16 protein-coding genes and 1 other annotated feature are annotated in these 19,757 nt (G+C 48.0%); of the genes, 14 read left to right on the top strand and 2 right to left on the bottom strand.

The annotated features are described in order from the left end of the window. Positions 1-57: 57 nt before the first annotated feature. Both lon and yihA read left to right on the top strand, forming a co-directional pair. Positions 58-2,382 carry an endopeptidase La gene (gene lon / locus VP472_RS13105; RefSeq protein WP_052827698.1) on the top strand — a complete coding sequence of 775 codons (2,325 nt, stop codon included), beginning with the start codon at positions 58-60 and terminating at the stop codon, positions 2,380-2,382. Then, positions 2,379-2,966: a ribosome biogenesis GTP-binding protein YihA/YsxC gene (gene yihA, locus VP472_RS13100; protein ID WP_003152626.1), complete on the top strand. Its 588-nt coding sequence runs from the start codon at positions 2,379-2,381 to the stop codon at positions 2,964-2,966. The genes lon and yihA overlap by 4 nt, the downstream gene beginning before the upstream one ends. A gap of 32 nt (positions 2,967-2,998) precedes the next feature. Here yihA and VP472_RS13095 read toward each other — a convergent pair whose 3' ends face one another. Continuing rightward, on the bottom strand, positions 2,999-3,490 hold the full coding sequence (locus tag VP472_RS13095; protein WP_014305520.1) for a hypothetical protein: 492 nt from the start codon (positions 3,488-3,490) through the stop codon (positions 2,999-3,001). 194 nt (positions 3,491-3,684) lie between these two features. Between VP472_RS13095 and hemA the strand changes: the two genes are divergently transcribed. The 8 genes from hemA to ysxE all read left to right on the top strand — a co-directional run bounded on the left by hemA (position 3,685) and on the right by ysxE (position 13,068). Beyond that, positions 3,685-5,052 (top strand): glutamyl-tRNA reductase, encoded by a 1,368-nt coding sequence (hemA, locus tag VP472_RS13090; protein WP_003152628.1) that lies wholly within the window; start codon positions 3,685-3,687, stop codon positions 5,050-5,052. A gap of 7 nt (positions 5,053-5,059) precedes the next feature. Next, positions 5,060-5,890, top strand: a complete 831-nt coding sequence (locus tag VP472_RS13085; RefSeq protein ID WP_003152629.1) for a cytochrome c biogenesis protein — start codon at positions 5,060-5,062, stop codon at positions 5,888-5,890. 34 nt (positions 5,891-5,924) lie between these two features. Next, complete coding sequence (gene hemC, locus VP472_RS13080) at positions 5,925-6,866, top strand: hydroxymethylbilane synthase (RefSeq protein ID WP_061862443.1); 942 nt, start codon at positions 5,925-5,927, stop codon at positions 6,864-6,866. After that, positions 6,856-7,638, top strand: coding sequence for a uroporphyrinogen-III synthase (locus tag VP472_RS13075; protein WP_146277265.1), 783 nt, complete (start codon positions 6,856-6,858; stop codon positions 7,636-7,638). The genes hemC and VP472_RS13075 overlap by 11 nt, the downstream gene beginning before the upstream one ends. 2 nt (positions 7,639-7,640) lie before the next feature. Further along, the gene (gene hemB, locus VP472_RS13070; protein WP_003152632.1) at positions 7,641-8,615 is read left to right on the top strand and encodes a porphobilinogen synthase; all 975 of its coding nucleotides are present in this window, start codon (positions 7,641-7,643) and stop codon (positions 8,613-8,615) included. A 28-nt stretch (positions 8,616-8,643) separates the two neighbouring features. Then, positions 8,644-9,933, top strand: coding sequence for a glutamate-1-semialdehyde 2,1-aminomutase (gene hemL, locus VP472_RS13065; protein WP_146277263.1), 1,290 nt, complete (start codon positions 8,644-8,646; stop codon positions 9,931-9,933). A gap of 132 nt (positions 9,934-10,065) precedes the next feature. Then, on the top strand, positions 10,066-12,012 hold the full coding sequence (locus tag VP472_RS13060; protein ID WP_153986676.1) for a LysM peptidoglycan-binding domain-containing protein: 1,947 nt from the start codon (positions 10,066-10,068) through the stop codon (positions 12,010-12,012). Positions 12,013-12,045: 33 nt separating this feature from the next. Then, complete coding sequence (gene ysxE / locus VP472_RS13055) at positions 12,046-13,068, top strand: spore coat protein YsxE (protein WP_070082724.1); 1,023 nt, start codon at positions 12,046-12,048, stop codon at positions 13,066-13,068. Between the two features lie 14 nt (positions 13,069-13,082). On the opposite strand, the gene VP472_RS13050 is transcribed toward ysxE, so the two are convergent. After that, a complete protein-coding gene (locus tag VP472_RS13050) occupies positions 13,083-13,274 on the bottom strand; it encodes a hypothetical protein (protein WP_003152639.1) in 192 nt (63 codons plus the stop codon). 172 nt (positions 13,275-13,446) lie between these two features. After that, positions 13,447-13,668, top strand: a binding site (T-box leader). Positions 13,669-13,726: 58 nt separating this feature from the next. Between VP472_RS13050 and VP472_RS13045 the strand changes: the two genes are divergently transcribed. From VP472_RS13045 to VP472_RS13030, 4 genes are all read left to right on the top strand, one after another. After that, complete coding sequence (locus VP472_RS13045; protein WP_060674740.1) at positions 13,727-16,369, top strand: valine--tRNA ligase; 2,643 nt, start codon at positions 13,727-13,729, stop codon at positions 16,367-16,369. Between the two features lie 58 nt (positions 16,370-16,427). Next, positions 16,428-17,720, top strand: coding sequence for a bifunctional folylpolyglutamate synthase/dihydrofolate synthase (locus VP472_RS13040; RefSeq protein ID WP_077722653.1), 1,293 nt, complete (start codon positions 16,428-16,430; stop codon positions 17,718-17,720). 139 nt (positions 17,721-17,859) lie between these two features. After that, the gene (locus VP472_RS13035) at positions 17,860-18,612 is read left to right on the top strand and encodes a prepilin peptidase (protein WP_070082169.1); all 753 of its coding nucleotides are present in this window, start codon (positions 17,860-17,862) and stop codon (positions 18,610-18,612) included. Positions 18,613-18,738: 126 nt separating this feature from the next. Next, complete coding sequence (locus tag VP472_RS13030; protein WP_146277259.1) at positions 18,739-19,740, top strand: SPOR domain-containing protein; 1,002 nt, start codon at positions 18,739-18,741, stop codon at positions 19,738-19,740. The last annotated feature ends 17 nt before the right edge of the window (positions 19,741-19,757 follow it).

Below are 19,757 nucleotides of genomic sequence, written 5' to 3'. Positions count from 1 at the left end.
ACGATGAAAAAGTTGTATTATAATGGTTCATACTAAAGTCACGGAGGTGTCAGTCACATGGCAGAAGATACAAAACGCAGCATCCCGCTCCTCCCTTTAAGAGGCTTATTGGTATACCCGACAATGGTTTTACATTTAGATGTAGGCCGTGACAAGTCGGTTCAGGCTCTTGAACAGGCAATGATGCATGATCATATGATTTTTTTAGCCACTCAGCAGGATATTTCGATAGACGAACCGGGTGAAGAGGATATTTTCGCCGTCGGCACTTATACAAAAATTAAACAGATGCTGAAGCTGCCCAACGGTACGATCAGAGTGCTTGTAGAAGGAATTCAGCGGGCGCAGATCCTTGAATACACCGAACTCGAAGATTATACTTCGGTCGATATACAGCTGATGCATGAGGATGATTCAAAAGACGTGGAAGACGAAGCGCTTATGCGGACGCTGCTGGACCATTTTGACCAGTACATAAAAATTTCTAAAAAAATTTCCGCAGAAACGTATGCGGCTGTGACTGATATTGAAGAGCCCGGCAGAATGGCGGATATCGTCGCTTCTCATCTCCCGCTGAAATTAAAGGACAAGCAGGACATTCTAGAAACGGCGGATATTAAAGAACGTCTGAATAAGGTCATTCGTTCCATTCATAATGAAAAAGAAGTGCTGGAGATTGAGAAAAAAATCGGTCAGCGCGTCAAACGTTCGATGGAACGCACTCAAAAGGAATATTATTTGCGCGAACAGATGAAAGCCATTCAGAAGGAGCTTGGCGACAAAGAAGGAAAAACCGGCGAAGTTCAGTCGCTCACGGAAAAGATAGAAGAAGCAGGCATGCCTGAGCGTGTCAAAGAAACGGCGCTTAAGGAATTAAGCCGTTACGAAAAAGTGCCGTCAAGCTCAGCGGAAAGCTCTGTTATCCGCAACTATATTGATTGGCTCATCGCCCTTCCGTGGTCGGATGAAACAGAAGATAAACTTGATATTAAAAAAGCCGGGGAAATCTTAGATAAAGAGCATCACGGCTTAGAGAAAGTGAAAGAGCGGATTTTGGAGTATTTGGCCGTGAAACAGCTGACGAAAACGCTGAAAGGGCCGATTCTTTGTCTCGCCGGACCTCCGGGAGTCGGTAAAACATCTCTTGCAAAATCAATCAGTACGAGCATGGGACGCCGTTTTGTGAGAATTTCACTGGGCGGAGTGCGCGATGAGTCTGAAATCCGCGGGCACCGGCGCACATACGTCGGGGCGATGCCGGGCCGGATTATCCAGGGAATGAAAAAAGCCGGCAAACAAAATCCGGTCTTTCTCCTCGACGAGATCGACAAAATGTCGTCTGATTTCAGAGGCGATCCGTCTTCGGCGATGCTTGAGGTGCTGGATCCGGAACAAAACAGCACATTCAGCGACCACTATATTGAAGAGACGTTCGATTTATCGAAAGTGCTGTTTATCGCGACTGCGAATAACCTTGCTTCCATCCCGGGCCCTCTCAGAGACAGAATGGAGATTATCAGCCTGTCAGGCTACACTGAAAACGAAAAGCTGGAGATCGTGAAAGACCACCTGCTTCCGAAACAAATCAAAGAGCACGGGCTCACAAAGAGCAGCCTGCAGATTCGGGATCAGGCGATTACGGACATCATCCGCTACTACACGAGGGAAGCCGGCGTGAGAACGCTTGAACGCCAGATTGCCGCCATTTGCCGAAAGGCTGCGAAAGCCATTGTGTCTGAGGAGAGAAAACGCATTACCGTTACAGAGAAAAATCTGGCCGACTATCTCGGAAAACGGATATTCAGATACGGACAGGCGGAAACCGAAGATCAAATCGGGGTTGTCACGGGGCTCGCGTATACGACGGTCGGCGGAGATACGCTGTCAATCGAAGTGTCATTGTCACCGGGAAAAGGAAAGCTGATTCTGACCGGGAAGCTTGGAGATGTCATGCGGGAATCAGCGCAGGCCGCTTTCAGTTATGTCCGCTCGAAAGCGGAACAGTTCGGAATCGACCCGAAATTCCATGAGAAGTATGACATTCATATCCATGTCCCTGAAGGAGCGGTGCCGAAAGACGGCCCTTCTGCCGGAATTACGATGGCCACGGCGCTCGTTTCAGCATTAACGGACCGTGCGGTAAAACGCGAAGTCGGTATGACGGGAGAAATCACGCTGCGGGGCCGCGTGCTTCCGATCGGCGGACTGAAAGAAAAGGCGCTCGGCGCGCACAGAGCGGGCCTGACCACGATTATTGCGCCTAAAGATAACGAAAAAGATATAGAGGATATTCCAGAAAGCGTCAGAGAAGGACTGAAGTTTATATTCGTTTCTCACCTGGATGACGTTTTGGAACATGCCTTAGTAGGAGAGAAGAAATGAAAGTCACAAAGTCAGAAATCGTGATCAGCGCGGTCAAACCTGAGCAGTACCCAGATGGGGGGCTTCCGGAAATCGCGCTGGCGGGAAGATCAAATGTAGGAAAGTCATCTTTTATCAATTCATTAATCAATCGGAAAAACTTGGCCAGAACGTCATCAAAACCGGGGAAAACACAGACTTTAAACTTTTACATCATCAATGATGAATTGCATTTTGTCGACGTTCCCGGGTACGGATTTGCGAAAGTTTCCAAAAGCGAGCGGGAAGCATGGGGGAGAATGATTGAAACCTATATGACGACCCGCGAAGAGCTGAAAGCCTGCGTGCAGATTGTCGACCTCAGGCACGCGCCGTCTGCTGAAGACGTGAACATGTATGAATTCCTGAAGTATTACGGCATTCCCGTCATCGTTATCGCGACAAAAGCGGATAAGATTCCAAAAGGAAAATGGGACAAGCACTTAAAGGTTGTCAAACAGACGCTTGATATGGATCCTGAAGATGAGCTGATTTTATTTTCCTCTGAAACGAAAAAAGGCAAAGATGAAGCATGGGGAGCCATTAAAAAAATGATCAGCCGGTAATGAAAAACCCAAAACGCAGTGCGTTTTGGGTTTTATCGTATAGTTTTGTTCCGCTTGATAAACAATAATAAAAGGCTGATTCCGATGAAAACATACGGCCAGTATGTTTTGAAGTGTTCCGTCGGAATATGGACGGACTCCAGCCACGCCGTAATTTGTTTAAAGAAGTATAAAAAGAGGGAAAAACCAATCATGGCAGCCGCTTCGTATACATATTCTTTTCTGGCAGCCGCAAATAAGGAGAATCCGAAGACGAAGAGAATCATTTCAAAATCTCCCGGCCACCATGAGAGCTCAGGTTTGGCGAAAAAGTGTAAACCTATGCCGAAAAGAAGCATGCCGATCAGGACGTGAGGCCCGGCCGCTTCCTTTTTGCCCTGATACAAGAGCACGGCCCCCAAGAGCATAAGGAGCACCGGCCATTCCCCCTGATTCGCAAACAGGTGAACCTGTCCGCTCTGAAGCCATGCGAATAATGAAGCGGCTAGCAGAAGTCCCGGTAATAAAATTGATGTTTTTTTCATCCTGTCACCTACCCGCAGTAAAGGATTTTTAGTATGATGATTACAGTGGAAACGCGCTTTTTATACTATAGCATAACATTTTTGAAATCTGTTCACATTTTCCCGAAGAAACTATGTTATAATTATTATAAATAATAAATTCTATGTTAGAATGATTATAAATAAATTGCGATGTACGGGGGTGCATGAAAGCGATGCATATTCTTGTTGTGGGAGTAGATTATAAATCCGCCCCTATTGAAATACGCGAAAAAATAAGTTTTCAGCCGGATGAGCTTGCAGAAGCGATGCTCCGTTTAAAAGAAGAAAAAAGCGTTCTTGAAAACATTATCGTGTCAACCTGCAACCGCACCGAAATATATGCGGTGGTCGACCAGCTTCATACCGGCCGTTATTATATAAAGACATTTTTATCCGAATGGTTCTCGCTGCCGAAAGAAGAGCTGTCTCCGTTTCTGAAATTTTATGAGAGCGACGCGGCGATCGAGCATTTATTCCGTGTGGCGTGCGGTTTGGATTCCATGGTCATCGGAGAGACGCAAATACTCGGCCAGGTCCGCTCGAGCTTTAAAACGGCGCAGGCAGAAAAGACGATCGGCACCATTTTCAATGAGCTGTTTAAACAGGCGGTGACCGTCGGCAAACGCACGCATGCCGAAACCGATATCGGCGCTAATGCCGTTTCCGTCAGTTACGCCGCCGTTGAACTCGCGAAAAAAATCTTCGGCTCATTGTCAAATAAGCACATTTTGATTCTCGGTGCGGGAAAAATGGGCGAGCTCGCCGCAGAAAACCTGCACGGTCAGGGTATCGGCAAAGTAACGGTCATCAACAGAACGTTTTTGAAGGCAAAAGCGCTTGCTGACCGTTTCTCCGGAGAAGCGCGCAGCTTAAACCAGCTTGAACATGCACTCGCTGAAGCTGATATTTTAATCAGTTCGACAGGCGCAAGTGATTTCGTCGTGTCTAAAGAAATGATGGAGAGAGCGGGCAGACAGCGGAAAGGCCGTCCGTTATTTATGGTGGATATCGCTGTGCCGAGAGACCTCGATCCGGCGCTTAACGATCTTGAAGGTGTTTTTCTGTACGATATTGATGACCTTGAAGGAATCGTTGAAGCCAACTTACAAGAACGCCGCGAAACCGCTGAAAAAGTCGAGCTGTTTATTGAAGCGGCAATTGTTGAGTTTAAGCAGTGGCTTAATACGCTCGGCGTCGTGCCGGTCATTTCGGCGCTGCGTGAAAAGGCGCTGTCCATCCAGTCCGATACGATGCAGAGCATTGAGCGCAAGCTGCCTCATCTGACGGTCAGAGAGAAAAAGCTTCTCAGCAAACATACGAAAAGCATCATTAACCAAATGCTGCGCGACCCGATTCTGAAAGCGAAAGAGCTTGCGGCTGAAGCGGATTCAGATGAAAAGCTGAAGCTGTTTATGCAGATTTTCGATATTGAGGAAGAGGCCGGCCGCCAGCTGGACAAAAGCCTGGATAACCGCCAGACGGTTCATTCGTTTCAAAAGGCAGAAGCAAAAACGGGCTTACGTCCGCTTGTAAGTGAGTGAGGGCTGTATGATTGATACAGCAATGGCAAGACTTAATGAAGCGACAATTGTTATTTATGCAGTAAGCGTCCTTTTTTACTTTATAGATTTTCTTCAACACAACCGGAAGGCTGGAAAAATAGCCTTCTGGTTGCTTTCTATTGTCTGGACTCTGCAAACCGTCTATCTTTCTTATTTCATGTGGCAGACGGGCAGATTTCCGGTCTTGAATATTACAGAGGCCCTTTACTTTTATGCGTGGGTGCTTGTCACGCTCTCACTTGTGGTCACGCAGATTCTGCGGGTTGATTTTATCGTGTTTTTCACGAATGTCATCGGTTTCTCGATGATTGCGATCCATACGTTTTCACCGACGGATCAGCATTCGGCCGCCTTTTCCGGCCAGCTGGTCTCAGAGCTTTTGGTCATTCATATTACAATGGCGATTCTGTCTTACGGCGCTTTTTCCCTTTCTTTTGTCTTTTCGCTTCTTTATCAGTTTCAATATTCTTTATTAAAGAAGAAAAAATGGGGAAAATGGCTGTTGAGAATTGAAGATTTGTCAAAACTTGATTATATGGCTTACGTTTTAAATGTCATCGGGGTTCCGATGCTGCTGTTGAGCCTGATATTAGGCGTGATCTGGGCGTATGTGTCGCTGGAAACGCTGTACTGGTTTGATTCAAAAGTGCTCGGCTCGTTTATTGTGCTGCTTTTATACAGCTACTATTTATATATCAGAATGATTAAGGAACTGCAGGGAAAAGTGGCGGCGTTATGGAATTCAGCATGTTTTCTCGTGCTGATGATTAATTACTTCCTGCTCGGAAGCCTGTCACAATTCCATTGGTTCAGTTAACGCACGCGCCCAAACAGATTCGGGAGGAAAGAAAATGAGAACGATTAAGGTAGGTTCCAGACGGAGTAAACTGGCTATGACCCAGACAAAATGGGTGATTAACAAACTGAAGGAATTGAATCCTTCCTATGACTTTGAAATCCGGGAGATTGTCACAAAAGGCGACCGCATCCTCGATGTTACACTGTCAAAAGTGGGCGGCAAAGGTTTGTTTGTCAAAGAGATTGAACAGGCGCTGCTGCATCAGGAGATTGATATGGCGGTTCACAGCATGAAAGACATGCCCGCCGTTTTGCCTGAAGGTCTTGTCATAGGCTGCATACCGAAACGTGAGGATCCGCGTGATGCGCTCATTTCAAAAGGGCATCAAAAGCTGGACGGCATAAAAGAAGGGGGCATCATCGGCACCAGCAGTTTAAGAAGAAGCGCCCAGATTCTTGCTGAACGCCCTGACCTTACAATTAAGTGGATCAGAGGCAATATCGATACGAGACTTCAAAAGCTTGAAACGGAAGATTACGATGCTATTATTTTAGCGGCTGCGGGGCTTTCGAGAATGGGCTGGAAAGATGATGTCGTATCTGAATTCCTCGAACCGGACCGCTGTCTGCCCGCGGTCGGCCAAGGCGCTCTTGCCATTGAATGCAGAGAGTCGGATGAAGAGCTTTTGAAGCTGTTTGCGCAATTTACCGATGAGTATACGCAGCGCACTGTGGCAGCCGAACGGGCTTTCTTACACGCGATGGAAGGCGGCTGCCAAGTGCCGATAGCCGGGTATGCGTCCGTCAATGACCGGGATGAGGTTGAATTGGTCGGTCTTGTCGCGTCTCCGGACGGAAAGACGATTTATAAAGAAACAGCGGCGGGACATGATCCGGAAGAAATCGGGAAACGCTGTGCGGCGATGATGTCTGAAAAAGGAGCCAAAGCACTAATCGACAGCGTGAAACAGGAGCTCGATCAGGATGGCAAATGACCTTCCTTTACAAGGAAAGACCGTGCTCGTCACCCGGAACAAAAGACAGGCAGCACCGTTCCGACAAAAAGTGGAGGCGCTCGGCGGAACGGCTGTTTCCGCCTCTCTGATCGCTTTTCAGGAAGCGCTCCCGGATGAATGTGCGGACAGTCTGCGGGAAGACCTTTCTGAACCGGGCTGGCTTGTGTTTACAAGCGTAAACGGTGTCCGGTTCTTTTTTTCCTACCTTGATCAGCATGGCCTTGCGCTTTCGGGATGGAAAAAAATCGCAGCCGTCGGTGAAAAGACAGCGCGCGCCCTGAAAGAGCGGGGAGCCCGGACGGATGCGATGCCTGACGAGTATGTGGCGGAATGTCTGGCTGATACTTTAAAACGGCACGCATCAGCTGCCGAACCCATTTCAGTGATAAAGGGCAATTTATCACGCGATGTCATAAAAGCGGAGCTTGAGCCGCTTGGCTATCAAATAAGGGAATGGGTGTTATACAATACCATTCAGGATGAAAAAGGCATGGACGAGCTGAGACGGGCTGCATCCCGCTCTCATTTTGATTTTATTACGTTTACCAGCTCATCGGCGGTGCATACGTTTATGCATGCGGTCGGAGACGGAGAAAAAGCGTGGGAAAACAGCGGTGCGAGCTATATCAGCATCGGCCCTTTGACAGAGAAAGCGCTCTTGGAATACGGGATCTCATCCCATGTGCCTGACACCTATACGATTGAAGGCATGCTGGACGTCATGTGCAGCATGTCGGGAAAGGATAGATAATGATGAATCAAACATTTAACAGACACCGCCGTTTGCGCGCGAACGCTGCGATGAGAGATCTAGTAAAAGAAACACGTCTTCACCCTTCAGATTTTATTTACCCGTTATTTGTCGTTGAAGGACTCGAAGGAAAAAAAGAAGTTCCTTCCATGCCGGGGGTTTATCATGTATCACTCGATTTGTTAAAGGATGAAATGGCTGAGCTGATATCGCTCGGCATTAAGTCGGTCATCGTTTTCGGCGTGCCGGAAGAAAAAGACGCTTGCGGAACCCAGGCTTTTCACGATCATGGCATTGTGCAGAAAGGGATTGCTGAAATTAAAAAGCATTATCCTGAAATGATCGTCATCGCTGATACATGTCTTTGTGAATACACGGATCACGGCCATTGCGGCGTCGTGAAAGACGGAGTAATCCTGAATGACGAGTCGCTTGAACTGCTGGCGCAGACAGCCGTCAGCCAGGCTAAAGCCGGCGCTGACATCATCGCTCCTTCAAATATGATGGACGGTTTTGTCACAGTGATCAGGGAAGCGCTCGACAAAGAAGGCTTCACGAATATTCCGATCATGTCTTATGCCGTGAAATATTCAAGTGAATTTTACGGTCCGTTCCGCGACGCGGCTGACAGCACGCCGCAGTTCGGTGACCGAAAAACATATCAGATGGATCCGGCCAACCGCCTGGAAGCGCTACGTGAGGCTGAATCAGACGCGGCAGAAGGCGCTGACTTTTTAATCGTCAAACCGTCTATGTCATACTTAGATATTATGCGTGATGTGAAAAACCGCCATCACCTGCCGCTGGTCGCATATAATGTGAGCGGGGAGTATTCCATGGTGAAAGCGGCAGCCCAAAACGGCTGGATTAAAGAAAAAGAAATGGTGCTGGAAATTTTAACGGGCATGAAACGTGCAGGAGCCGATCTGATTATGACGTATCATGCAAAAGACGCAGCAAAATGGCTTGCTGAGTAACGATTTCATTTGACGGGAGCTGAGGCAGATGAGAAGCTATGAAAAATCAAAAGCCGCTTTTAAAGAAGCGCAGAAACTGATGCCGGGCGGAGTGAACAGCCCGGTGCGCGCGTTTAAATCAGTTGATATGGACCCGATCTTTATGCAGCGCGGAAAAGGATCGAAAATTTTTGATATTGACGGCAATGAATATATCGACTACGTCCTGAGCTGGGGGCCGCTCATTTTGGGCCACACGAACGACCGGGTCGTTGAAAGCCTGAAAAAAGTAGCCGAGAACGGGACAAGTTTCGGGGCATCCACTGAAGTGGAAAACGAACTGGCCAAATTGGTCATTGACCGTGTGCCGTCTGTTGAAATCGTGCGGATGGTCAGCTCCGGCACAGAGGCGACAATGAGCGCCCTGCGTCTGGCAAGAGGATATACCGGCCGCAACAAAATTTTGAAATTTGAAGGCTGTTACCACGGCCATGGTGATTCGCTGCTGATCAAAGCGGGATCCGGAGTGGCGACACTCGGCCTGCCGGACAGCCCGGGCGTACCGGAAGGAATAGCGATGAATACGATTACCGTTCCATACAACGACTTGGAAAGCGTTGCACTCGCATTCCGGGAGTACGGTGAAGATATTGCCGGGGTCATTGTTGAACCGGTAGCGGGCAATATGGGCGTTGTTCCGCCGCAGGAAGGCTTTTTACAAGGACTTCGCGACATTACAGAACAGTATGGCGCGCTGCTCATTTTTGATGAGGTCATGACCGGTTTTCGCGTGGATTATAACTGTGCGCAAGGGTATTTCGGCGTGACGCCTGATTTAACGTGTCTCGGCAAAGTCATCGGCGGCGGTCTTCCTGTCGGTGCGTATGGCGGCAAAGCTGACATTATGGAACGAATCGCGCCGAGCGGTCCGATCTACCAGGCGGGAACATTGTCAGGAAATCCGCTTGCCATGACAGCGGGACTTGAGACGTTACAGCAGCTCACACCTGAATCTTACCAAGAATTTGTGAAAAAAGGCGATATGCTTGAAGAAGGCATTTCAAAAGCAGCTGCAGCACATGGCATTCCGCACACGTTTAACCGGGCGGGGTCAATGATCGGCTTCTTTTTCACCAATGAGCCTGTCATTAACTATGAATCAGCCAAATCTTCTGATTTAAAGCTGTTCGCCAAGTATTATAAAGGGATGGCCGACGCAGGCGTATTTCTGCCGCCGTCTCAATTTGAAGGATTGTTTCTCTCCACTGCGCATACAATGGAGGATATTGAAAATACCATTCAAGCCGCTGAGAAAGTGTTCCAGGCGATCAGCCGCTGATACCGAAAAGCCGATGCAAGCAAGACTTGTATCGGCTTTTTTCAATGCTTCCATTATCATATTTTCCCGGATTGCGGCATACACCTTTAGTGACATCTAATTGTATGGATTAGATGAAAGGAGGATATGAACTTGCCGCATAATCACCGATTGCAATTTTCTGTTGAAGAATCAATCTGTTTCCAAAAAGGACAGGAAGTTTCTGAATTACTTTCGATTTCATTAGACCCTGACATCAGGGTGCAGGAAGTAAATGATTATGTCTCAATTAAAGGATCATTAGAACTTACTGGCGAGTACAACATAGATCACAGCAGTCATTTTGAAGAGCTTAATAGTGAGCTGAGGCATGTAGAGGAAGTGAGGGCAAGGGAGGATGGCACGGCCGAGCTCATTCATTGTTTCCCGGTGGACATTACGATTCCGAAAAATAAAGTGAGCCACCTCAATGATGTTTTCGTATTTATTGATGCCTTTGATTATCAGCTGACGGATTCAAGGATCTTAACCATTCAAGCTGATTTGGCAATTGAAGGGCTGCTTGAGGAATCCGAGCCAAAAGAGCCGGAGATCCCTTTGTACGTGGCGCCTGAATTTGCCAGAGAAGAAATGATCAATCTTGCCGGACATCATTCAGAGGACGAAAATGAACCAGAATTAATGATACGCCATGAGCCTGAAATACCTTTGACTGTATCAGAAGAAGCAGCACAAGAAACAGAGAAAAACGAGGAAGAAATCCCGTCTTCACTCAGGCAGGAGGAAGAAGAACAGGAAGCAGCTCCGATTCTGAGGGAGCGGGAAGAAGAGCAGGAAGCAGCCCCGATTCTGAGGGAGCAGGAAGAAGAGCAGGAAGCAGCCCCGATTCTGAGGGAGCGGGAGGCAGAAGAGCAGGAAGCAGCTCCGATTCTGAGGGAGCAGGAAGAAGAGCAGGAAGCAGCTCCGATTCTGAGGGAGCGGGAAGAAGAAGAGCAGGAAGCAGCCCCGATTCTGAGGGAGCGGGAAGAAGAAGAGCAGGAAGCAGCCCCGATTCTGAGGGAGCGGGAAGAAGAGCAGGAAACTGCCCCGATTTTGAGTGAGCAAGAAGAAGAGCAGGAAGCAGTCCCGCTTCTGAGAGAGCAGGAAGAAGAGCAGGAAGCAGCCCCGATTCTGAGGGAGCAGGAAGAAGAGCAGGAAGCAGCCCCGATTCTGAGGGAGCAGGAAGAAGAGCAGGAAGCAACCCCGATTCTGAGGGAGCAAGAAGAGGTGCCGAAACCTGTTTCCTTTACTGAGCCTCCTCCTCCCGTTTCCTTTCAGCACGAAGAAGAACCGGAAGAAGCTGAGGAGCCTGCAATCATGTCAGCCGTGAGGAATGAACCCGTATTTGAGGATGATTCAGCAGAAGCGCAGGAAGAGCCAAAAGATGATATCGAACCGGTTTTCCCTGCATTCACTCTGACTCCGCATGCAGAAAAAACAAAAATTGCGGAACAGCCCTTCCTTCAAAAAGAAGAACAGCCAGAGGCCGAGCCGCTTCTCCGTCAGAGCGATCATAAGGCGGCAGAAGACGAAGATGAGCCTGCGGTTTTTCAAGAAGAGCAGGCGCCCGTTTATCGTGAGTTCGTTCCGGAACGGCAGGAAGAGGAGTTTTACAGCGCTCCTAAGCTGCTTGAAGAAGAGGCTCATGATGAAGAAGGGTTTGAAATTGAGGTAAGGAAGATGGCGCCGCCGGAGGAGGAAACCGGGAAGCCTCTCGATTTGTCTTTTCAGTTTTCCAAACTGCCGCCGGAGGAGCCGGCGCAAGCGGAACAGCCTGAGCCGCTTAAGCCTGAAAGAAAGAATGAAGAAGCGGCACCGGGAACCGAGCAGAAGGAAAATGACAACTCTCATTACTTGACAAAATTATTTACAAGGGAAGAAGAAAAGTTTTCAAGAATGAAAATTTGTATCGTGCAGCAGCAAGATACAATCGACCGGGTGTGTGAACGATATGACATTACATCCCAGCAGCTCATCCGAACGAATGCTTTATCGTTTGATGACGAGCTTGAGGAAGGTCAGCTTCTGTATATACCTGAATATAATAACAGCCATGTGTAAGCACAAAGAGGCCGTAAAAATGTGGTGAATGGAATGGAAGCAGTCCAATCAGTGCTTCAGGAATACGGGCTGACGGCTGAGTACATTGAGCCTGTCAGCCCGCATGTTTGGAAGGTCTACTCAAACTACGGCATTTTTGCTTTGAAACAGCTCAAGCCGGCCCGCAGCAGTGAATTTACGGATCTTATGATTGAGATTGAGGAGAAAGGCTACCGATCATTTGTGCCGATCTGCCGCACGTATGCAGGCGATTTTTTTGCGGGAAGACAGACGGAGAATTCTTATTATTTAATGCCTTGGCTTCAGTACGATCAGGAAGAAGAACGGGACCAAAAACATGTTTACCTTTTTAAAGAGGTCGCGAAGCTCCATTCTGCGACTGTGCGGGACATCCAAATCCGGACTGAAGATATCAGCCGCTTTTATGAAGCAACGAAAAGAGATTGGGAAAATGATAAACTTGTCTATGAACAATTCGCCGACCGGGCGGAAAAAGAGTGGTACCTTTCACCTTTTGAACTGCAGGCTGTTACGTATCTTACAGAAACGGTTTCCGCCGTCAATTTTGCTCTCGAACGTCTGGAAGAATGGTTTGACGCGGCAAAGGATCATGACAAGACGAGAGCGGTGATCAACCACGGCAGTTTATCGAGCCGCCACTTTCTGTATAATGATGCGGGATCAGGCTTTTTCACAAATTTCGAGAAAGCTGCGCTGGGCCCTCCGCAAAATGACCTGCTCAGCTTTTACTCCAGAATGTTCAGAAGCTATCCGAAAGCATGTCCGGAATGCCTGGACTGGTTTTATACGTATCACAAATCATTCCCGCTCCGTGAAGCGGAAATCAGCCTGTTTCTCAGCTATATGGCTTATCCGTCCGCCATGTACAAAGTGCTGAAACGGTATCAGACCGGCCAAAGGGGCTCTGAAAAAGAAGAATGCACGCAATTATTAAGAGCGTTTTGGCAGATGAAAAATGTTGAGCCTTTTCTCATGAAGGTTCATCAGATTGAGCGGGAGAAAAAAATAAAAGCGGAAAACGAGTCCTCTTCATAACGGGACTCGTTTTTTTATATCCATTCCAAATGCAGGGCGCACGCTAAAAACAGCAGGATGGCAAGCAGCAGGACATCAAAAGTCGTCGGAAAGAAAATCGTCCTGATCCCCTGAAAGATCGTAATCGGGATAATGACTTGCACGGATACAAGGCGGACCTGTCTGGCCCACTGGGGGAGCGAATAAGAATTGAATTTTTTTCTCACGGGCAATTCCTCCTCACATTCGCCTTTCTATGTATCGTATGTAAGGGGAAGAGCGGGGTGCATGCCCATTTATGTATGACGGCAGCGGTTTTTGGAAAAGATGATTGACGAATCAAAAACACTTTTACTATAATAAAGAACATAATAAATAAGATCATGAGCTGATATAAATACACCTGCTTTGAACGGGAAGAGTACAAGAAAGACGCATGAAGAGAGAGAAGCTACTGTGCTGAAAGGCTTCTTATGCCGTCTCATTGGAAGGTCGCCCGGGAGCATAATTTCTTGAACATACAGTAGAGAAATTCGGGCCGCACCCGTTATCCGTTTAAGTGCATGAACAAATCTGTTCATGAAAAAAGGTGGTACCGCGAAAGAGCTTTTCGTCCTTTATCAGGATGAAGGCTCTTTTTTAGTTGCTCAGCCATTTCTAAACATGCTGGAGGGTTATCATGGATACAAACGAACAAACAATGCCGACAAAATATGATCCGTCTGCGATTGAAAAAGGCCGCTATGATTTTTGGCTGAAAGGAAAATATTTTGAAGCGGGCGGCGATCAAACGAAACAGCCGTATTCTGTCGTCATTCCGCCGCCGAACGTGACGGGCAGGCTGCACCTCGGACATGCGTGGGATACGACGCTGCAAGATATCGTTACGCGTATGAAACGCATGCAGGGCTATGACGTGCTCTGGCTTCCGGGCATGGACCACGCCGGCATCGCCACTCAGGCAAAAGTCGAAGCGAAACTCCGCGAGCAGGGCACAAGCCGTTATGACCTCGGCCGTGAAAAGTTTTTAGAAGAAACGTGGAAGTGGAAAGAAGAGTATGCTGATTTCATCCGCAGCCAATGGGCCAAGATGGGACTCGGACTCGATTATTCACGCGAACGTTTCACTCTTGATGAAGGGCTGAACAAAGCCGTGCGTGAAGTATTCGTCAAGTTGTACGAAAAAGGCTTGATTTACAGAGGCGAATATATCATCAACTGGGACCCTGCCACAAAAACGGCTTTATCCGATATTGAAGTGATTTACAAAGACGTACAGGGCGCGTTTTATCATTTGCGCTACCCGTTAGCAGACGGCTCAGGCTCAATTGAAATCGCGACCACCCGTCCGGAAACGATGCTTGGCGACACGGCTGTCGCGGTTCATCCTGAAGATGAGCGCTACAAGCACTTAATCGGCAAAACGGTGATTCTGCCGATTACAAACCGCGAAATTCCGATTGTCGGCGATGATTATGTTGATATGGAATTCGGATCAGGCGCCGTTAAAATTACGCCTGCCCATGACCCGAATGACTTTGAACTCGGAAACCGCCACAATTTAGAGCGGATTCTCGTCATGAATGAAGACGGAACAATGAATGAAAAAGCGCTGCAATATAACGGCATGGACCGGTTTGAATGCCGCAAAAAACTCGTCAAAGATCTTCAGGAATCCGGCGTTCTCTTTAAAATCGAAGACCATATGCATTCTGTCGGCCACAGTGAGAGAAGCGGCGCCGTTGTTGAGCCGTACCTGTCCACACAATGGTTTGTCAAAATGCAGCCGCTGGCTGATGCTGCGGTTGACCTTCAGGCAAAAGAAGAGAAGGTTCACTTCGTTCCTGACCGTTTCGAGAAAACGTACCTGCACTGGATGGAAAACATCCGTGATTGGTGTATTTCCCGTCAGCTGTGGTGGGGCCACCGCATCCCGGCTTGGTATCATAAAGAAACAAAAGAAGTGTACGTCGGCCTTGAGGCGCCTGAGGACAGCGAAAATTGGGAGCAGGATTCAGACGTGCTTGATACATGGTTCAGCTCCGCGCTTTGGCCGTTTTCTACAATGGGCTGGCCTGATGAAAACGCTGAAGACTTTAAGCGGTATTACTCAACCGATGTACTTGTAACGGGATATGACATCATTTTCTTCTGGGTATCCCGGATGATTTTCCAAGGTCTTGAGTTTACCGGCGAGCGTCCGTTCAAAGACGTGCTGATTCACGGCTTAATCCGTGACGAGCAGGGCAGAAAAATGAGTAAATCCCTTGGGAACGGTGTGGACCCGATGGATGTCATCGACAAGTACGGAGCGGATTCCCTGCGCTATTTCCTGGCAACCGGAAGTTCACCGGGACAGGATCTCCGTTTCAGCTATGAAAAAGTGGAATCCACATGGAACTTCGCAAATAAAATTTGGAACGCCTCCCGTTTTGCATTAATGAACATGGACGGCATGACGTATGACGAGCTTGATCTGTCCGGTGAAAAATCAGTTGCTGATAAGTGGATCCTCACAAGACTGAATGAAACGATAGAAGACGTAACACAGCTTGCGGATCGTTATGAATTCGGTGAAGTCGGACGCCACCTGTACAACTTTATCTGGGACGATGTGTGCGACTGGTATATCGAAATGGCGAAGCTTCCGCTGTACGGGGAAGATGAAGCGGCGAAGAAAACAACCCGGTCTGTTCTGGCATACGTGCTTGACCAGACGATGCGTCTTCTTCACCCGTTTATGCCATTCTTAACGGAAGAAATCTGGCAGCACCTTCCTCATGAAGGCGAGTCAATCACGATCAGCTCTTGGCCGGTTCCGGTGTCGGAACATACGGATAAAGAGGCAGCGGCGGATATGAAACTGCTCGTTGAATTAATCCGTTCTGTCCGCAATATCCGGAGCGAAGTCAACACGCCGATGAGCAAGCAGGTTGAACTTTACATTAAAACATCTACCGAAGACATTGCCGGCCGCCTTGAGAAGAACCGTTCTTACGTTGAACGCTTTACGAATCCGAGCACGCTGAAAATCGGGACGGATATCGCTGCGGCAGACAAAGCGATGACAGCTGTCGTCACCGGAGCGGAAGTCATTCTGCCGCTTGAAGGGCTGATTAACATTGATGAGGAGATCGCCCGTCTGCAAAAAGAATTCGACAAGCTGACAAAAGAAGTCGAACGCGTTCAGAAAAAACTCGGCAACGAAGGATTCATTAAAAAAGCTCCTGAGCATGTCATTGAAGAAGAACGCGGAAAAGAGAAAGACTACACGGCAAAACGCGAAGCTGTCCGGCAGCGGATTGCAGAGCTGAAAGGCTGATAAAACAGCGGGGCGGTTTCCTAAGAAACCGCCTTGTCGTATAAAAGAGGGGATTTCATTGTTTAATACGTACAAAGAAGCGATCAGCTGGATTCACGGCAGACTCAAGTTCGGCGTTAAGCCGGGCCTTCTCCGTATGGAAAAGCTGATGGAAAAACTGGAACACCCGGAAAAGAACATTCGCGCCATTCATGTGGCGGGCACAAACGGCAAAGGATCAACCGTTTCTTTTATCCGTTCCGTCCTTCAAGAAGCCGGTTATACGGTCGGCACGTTCACATCGCCTTACATGATTACGTTTAATGAGCGAATCAGCGTCAACGGCACGCCGATTACCGATGAGGAATGGAGAACGCTCGTTAATGACATAAAACCGATAGTCGATGAGCTTGATAAGACCGATGCCGGAACGGTGACGGAATTTGAAATCATTACAGCGTGTGCATTTTTATATTTTGCGAAGCGGGCTGATATCGATTTTGTTATTTTTGAAGCGGGGCTCGGCGGCACATTTGATTCAACCAATATTGTGAAACCGCTCCTGTCGGTCATTACAAGTATCGGACATGACCATATGGCCATTTTAGGCAATACCATCGAGGAGATCGCCGGGCAGAAAGCCGGTATCATTAAAAATTCCATTCCGGTCATTACGGGTGTCAATCAGCCGGAAGCACTCGGCGTTATTGAAGCGGAAGCCGAAAAAAAGCAGGCTCCGTATCAGTCACTATATAAAACGTGCAGACTGTTTAATGAAGCGGCGCTTCCGTCCGGCGAAAGCTTTTCGCTGGAAACAGAAACGAAATGCTATGAAAACATTCAAACGTCGCTGATCGGCATTCACCAAAGGCAGAATGCGGCATTGGCGATATTGGCCGCTGAATGGCTGAATCGCCTGGAAGCCGCAGTCATTTCAGAAGAAGCGATGCGAAACGGCCTGAAAAAAGCTTCCTGGCCGGGCCGGTTTGAACGTCTTCAAAGCCGCCCTTTAGTGTTTGCGGACGGCGCGCATAACGAAGAGGGCGTTGAAACGCTGACAGAAACGATCAGGCAGCGCTTTGCCGATAAAAACGTCCATGTAGTATTCAGCGCATTAAAAGACAAACCGTATCAGGAAATGATTAAAAAGCTTGAAACCGAAGCAGATTCCATTCACTTTGTATCATTTGACTTTCCGCGTGCTTCAAGCGCCGAAGCTCTTTACAATGCAAGCAGTCTTGCGTCTAAGAGCTTCGATGAGAACCCGGACAGTGTGAAAGAATGGATAGAACAAAAAGACGGGGCGGATGATGTCATCATCATTACCGGCTCCTTATATTTTATTTCAGAAATGAGAAAGCGGCTTATCTGACAGCCCCTCGGATGCCCGGCAGACCATTTTCCGGTTTTGCCGGGTGTTTTTATGCTGAAAATATATTTTCAGCCATTTCAGTCATGGTGTTTTTCTTTGCTATAATCTGAGCCAGATTGATAGTAAAGGTGTGGTCTGAGTGCTTTTGATTCTGTTTTTTCTCGGCTTGATTTTCGGTTCTTTTTTTTATACAGCAGCGTGCCGTATCCCGCTTCGAATCTCGGTTATTTCGCCGCGTTCAGCCTGCTCGTTCTGCGGCTTGCCGCTCTCCTGGGGGGAGCTTGTGCCCGTCGTCTCCTATATTCTGCAAAGAGGCAGATGCAGAAACTGCCGTGCGAAGCTGTCGGTTATGTATCCGGCGGCGGAATGCTGGACGGCGTGTTTATTCACGGCTGCAGGCATTCATTTCGGTTTCTCAAAAGAACTGTTAGTCGCGCTGTTATTTCTGTCTCTGCTCATGATTGTTACTATGACGGATCTGCAATATATGCTGATTCCTGACAAAGTTCTGCTGTTTTTTCTTCCGCTTTTCATCGCCGGCCGTATGTTTTCTCCGCTGGATTCATGGTATGCGGGATTTGCCGGAGCTGTTTGCGGATTTTTTCTGCTAGTTTTTATCATGTTTGTCAGTAAAGGAGGCATCGGCGCAGGTGATGTGAAACTGTTTGGGGTGATCGGCCTGACGCTCGGCGTGAAGCTCGTGCTCATTGCATTCTTTCTTTCCGTTATGATCGGAGCCGTATACGGTATGTGCGCCGCAGCCCGGGGCAGGCTTGGTAAAAAGCAGCCATTTCCGTTTGCGCCGGCCATCTCAGCCGGGAGCGCTTTGAGTTATTTATACGGTGATGAGCTGTTTTCGTTTTACATCAAGCTCGCTTCAGGCGGAGCTTGAAAAATTTGGCGAACGTTTTTTGGACAAGACGACAAAAGTCTTGTTCTTTTTTTTTTCGCCTATGCTAAAGTGTGAACCATGATCAGTTCAAGGTACGGCCAAGACGAATGCAAGGGGGAAGAGACGTTGAAAAAAAGGAAGAGCAAAAAGCACAGCAAAGCTAAAAACAATGCCCTTAAAGTAACCATTAACGGACAAGAAGAAACGATGTATGGACAAGAAGATGTGAATGAAGGCGGGGAGAAGACCGTCACATTTTCCAATTGGGAAGAAACAAAAAAGGCGGAACAGGAGACCGCCGCTTCCCATGAAGATCCGAAAGAAGAAGATTTCAATTGGGATCATGAGAAGAATTCTGAGGTATTTGAAGATGACCCGAAAGTCGTTCCGCCATACCAGAAGAAAAAAACAGGCCCTCATTTTCCGAAAAAAAAGCAGCCGTCTTCTCCAGTTAAAAAAGCGGTCACGACAATTGCCGTTGCGGCTGTTTTAGGCACCGGGCTCGGCCTTGTCGCCTTAAATATGTCGGGAAGTAAAGAAGCCTCCGCTCCGGCATCAGCTGACAAAGGTTCACAAGGGCAGACGGTGAAAGCGGGAGATGTTTCTAAAGACAAATCTGAAACAGCCGGCACAGGAGATGCGGAATCTTCAGTGGGAAACTATAAAACATATGCGGTGCAGGCCGGAAAATTTTCATCAGAAAAAGGAGCGCAAACGCTTGTTGACCAGCTGACTGAAAAAGGATACTCGGCCGTCTCTCTGGCAAAAGAAGACGGATACACATACGTGATCGCCGGGCTTGCAGCGGAAAAAAGCTTATCACAGCAATTGGGTCAGACACTGATAGACCATGATTTTGAGGCTTGGGGCGGAAAAGAGCTCAGCTTTGCGGTCGATTCAGGGCTGGAAGACTCTTTTAAACAGGCATCTGAGCTCTCCGCCAAAGCGATTACCGGCAAAGATCTTTCAAAAACGGAAGTGGCTGAAGCGGCAAAAGCGGCAGACGGTGCAGACGCCGCTGACAAAAAGCAGAAAGAGGCCGTGCTTCAAGCGCTGAAAGAGCTGGAAACGTCGGGGGCAGAATCCGGCTGGAAAGCCCAAAAAGAGCTTTTAAGTGTTGTAAAATAGTATCTCATTTCCCGTCA

The organism is Bacillus sp. MT(2024), assembly GCF_036362845.1.
Taxonomy (GTDB): Bacteria; Bacillota; Bacilli; order Bacillales; family Bacillaceae; genus Bacillus; species Bacillus velezensis.
The sequence above is the reverse complement of the archived record's forward strand: the minus strand, read 5'-3'. Positions and strand labels throughout refer to the sequence as shown.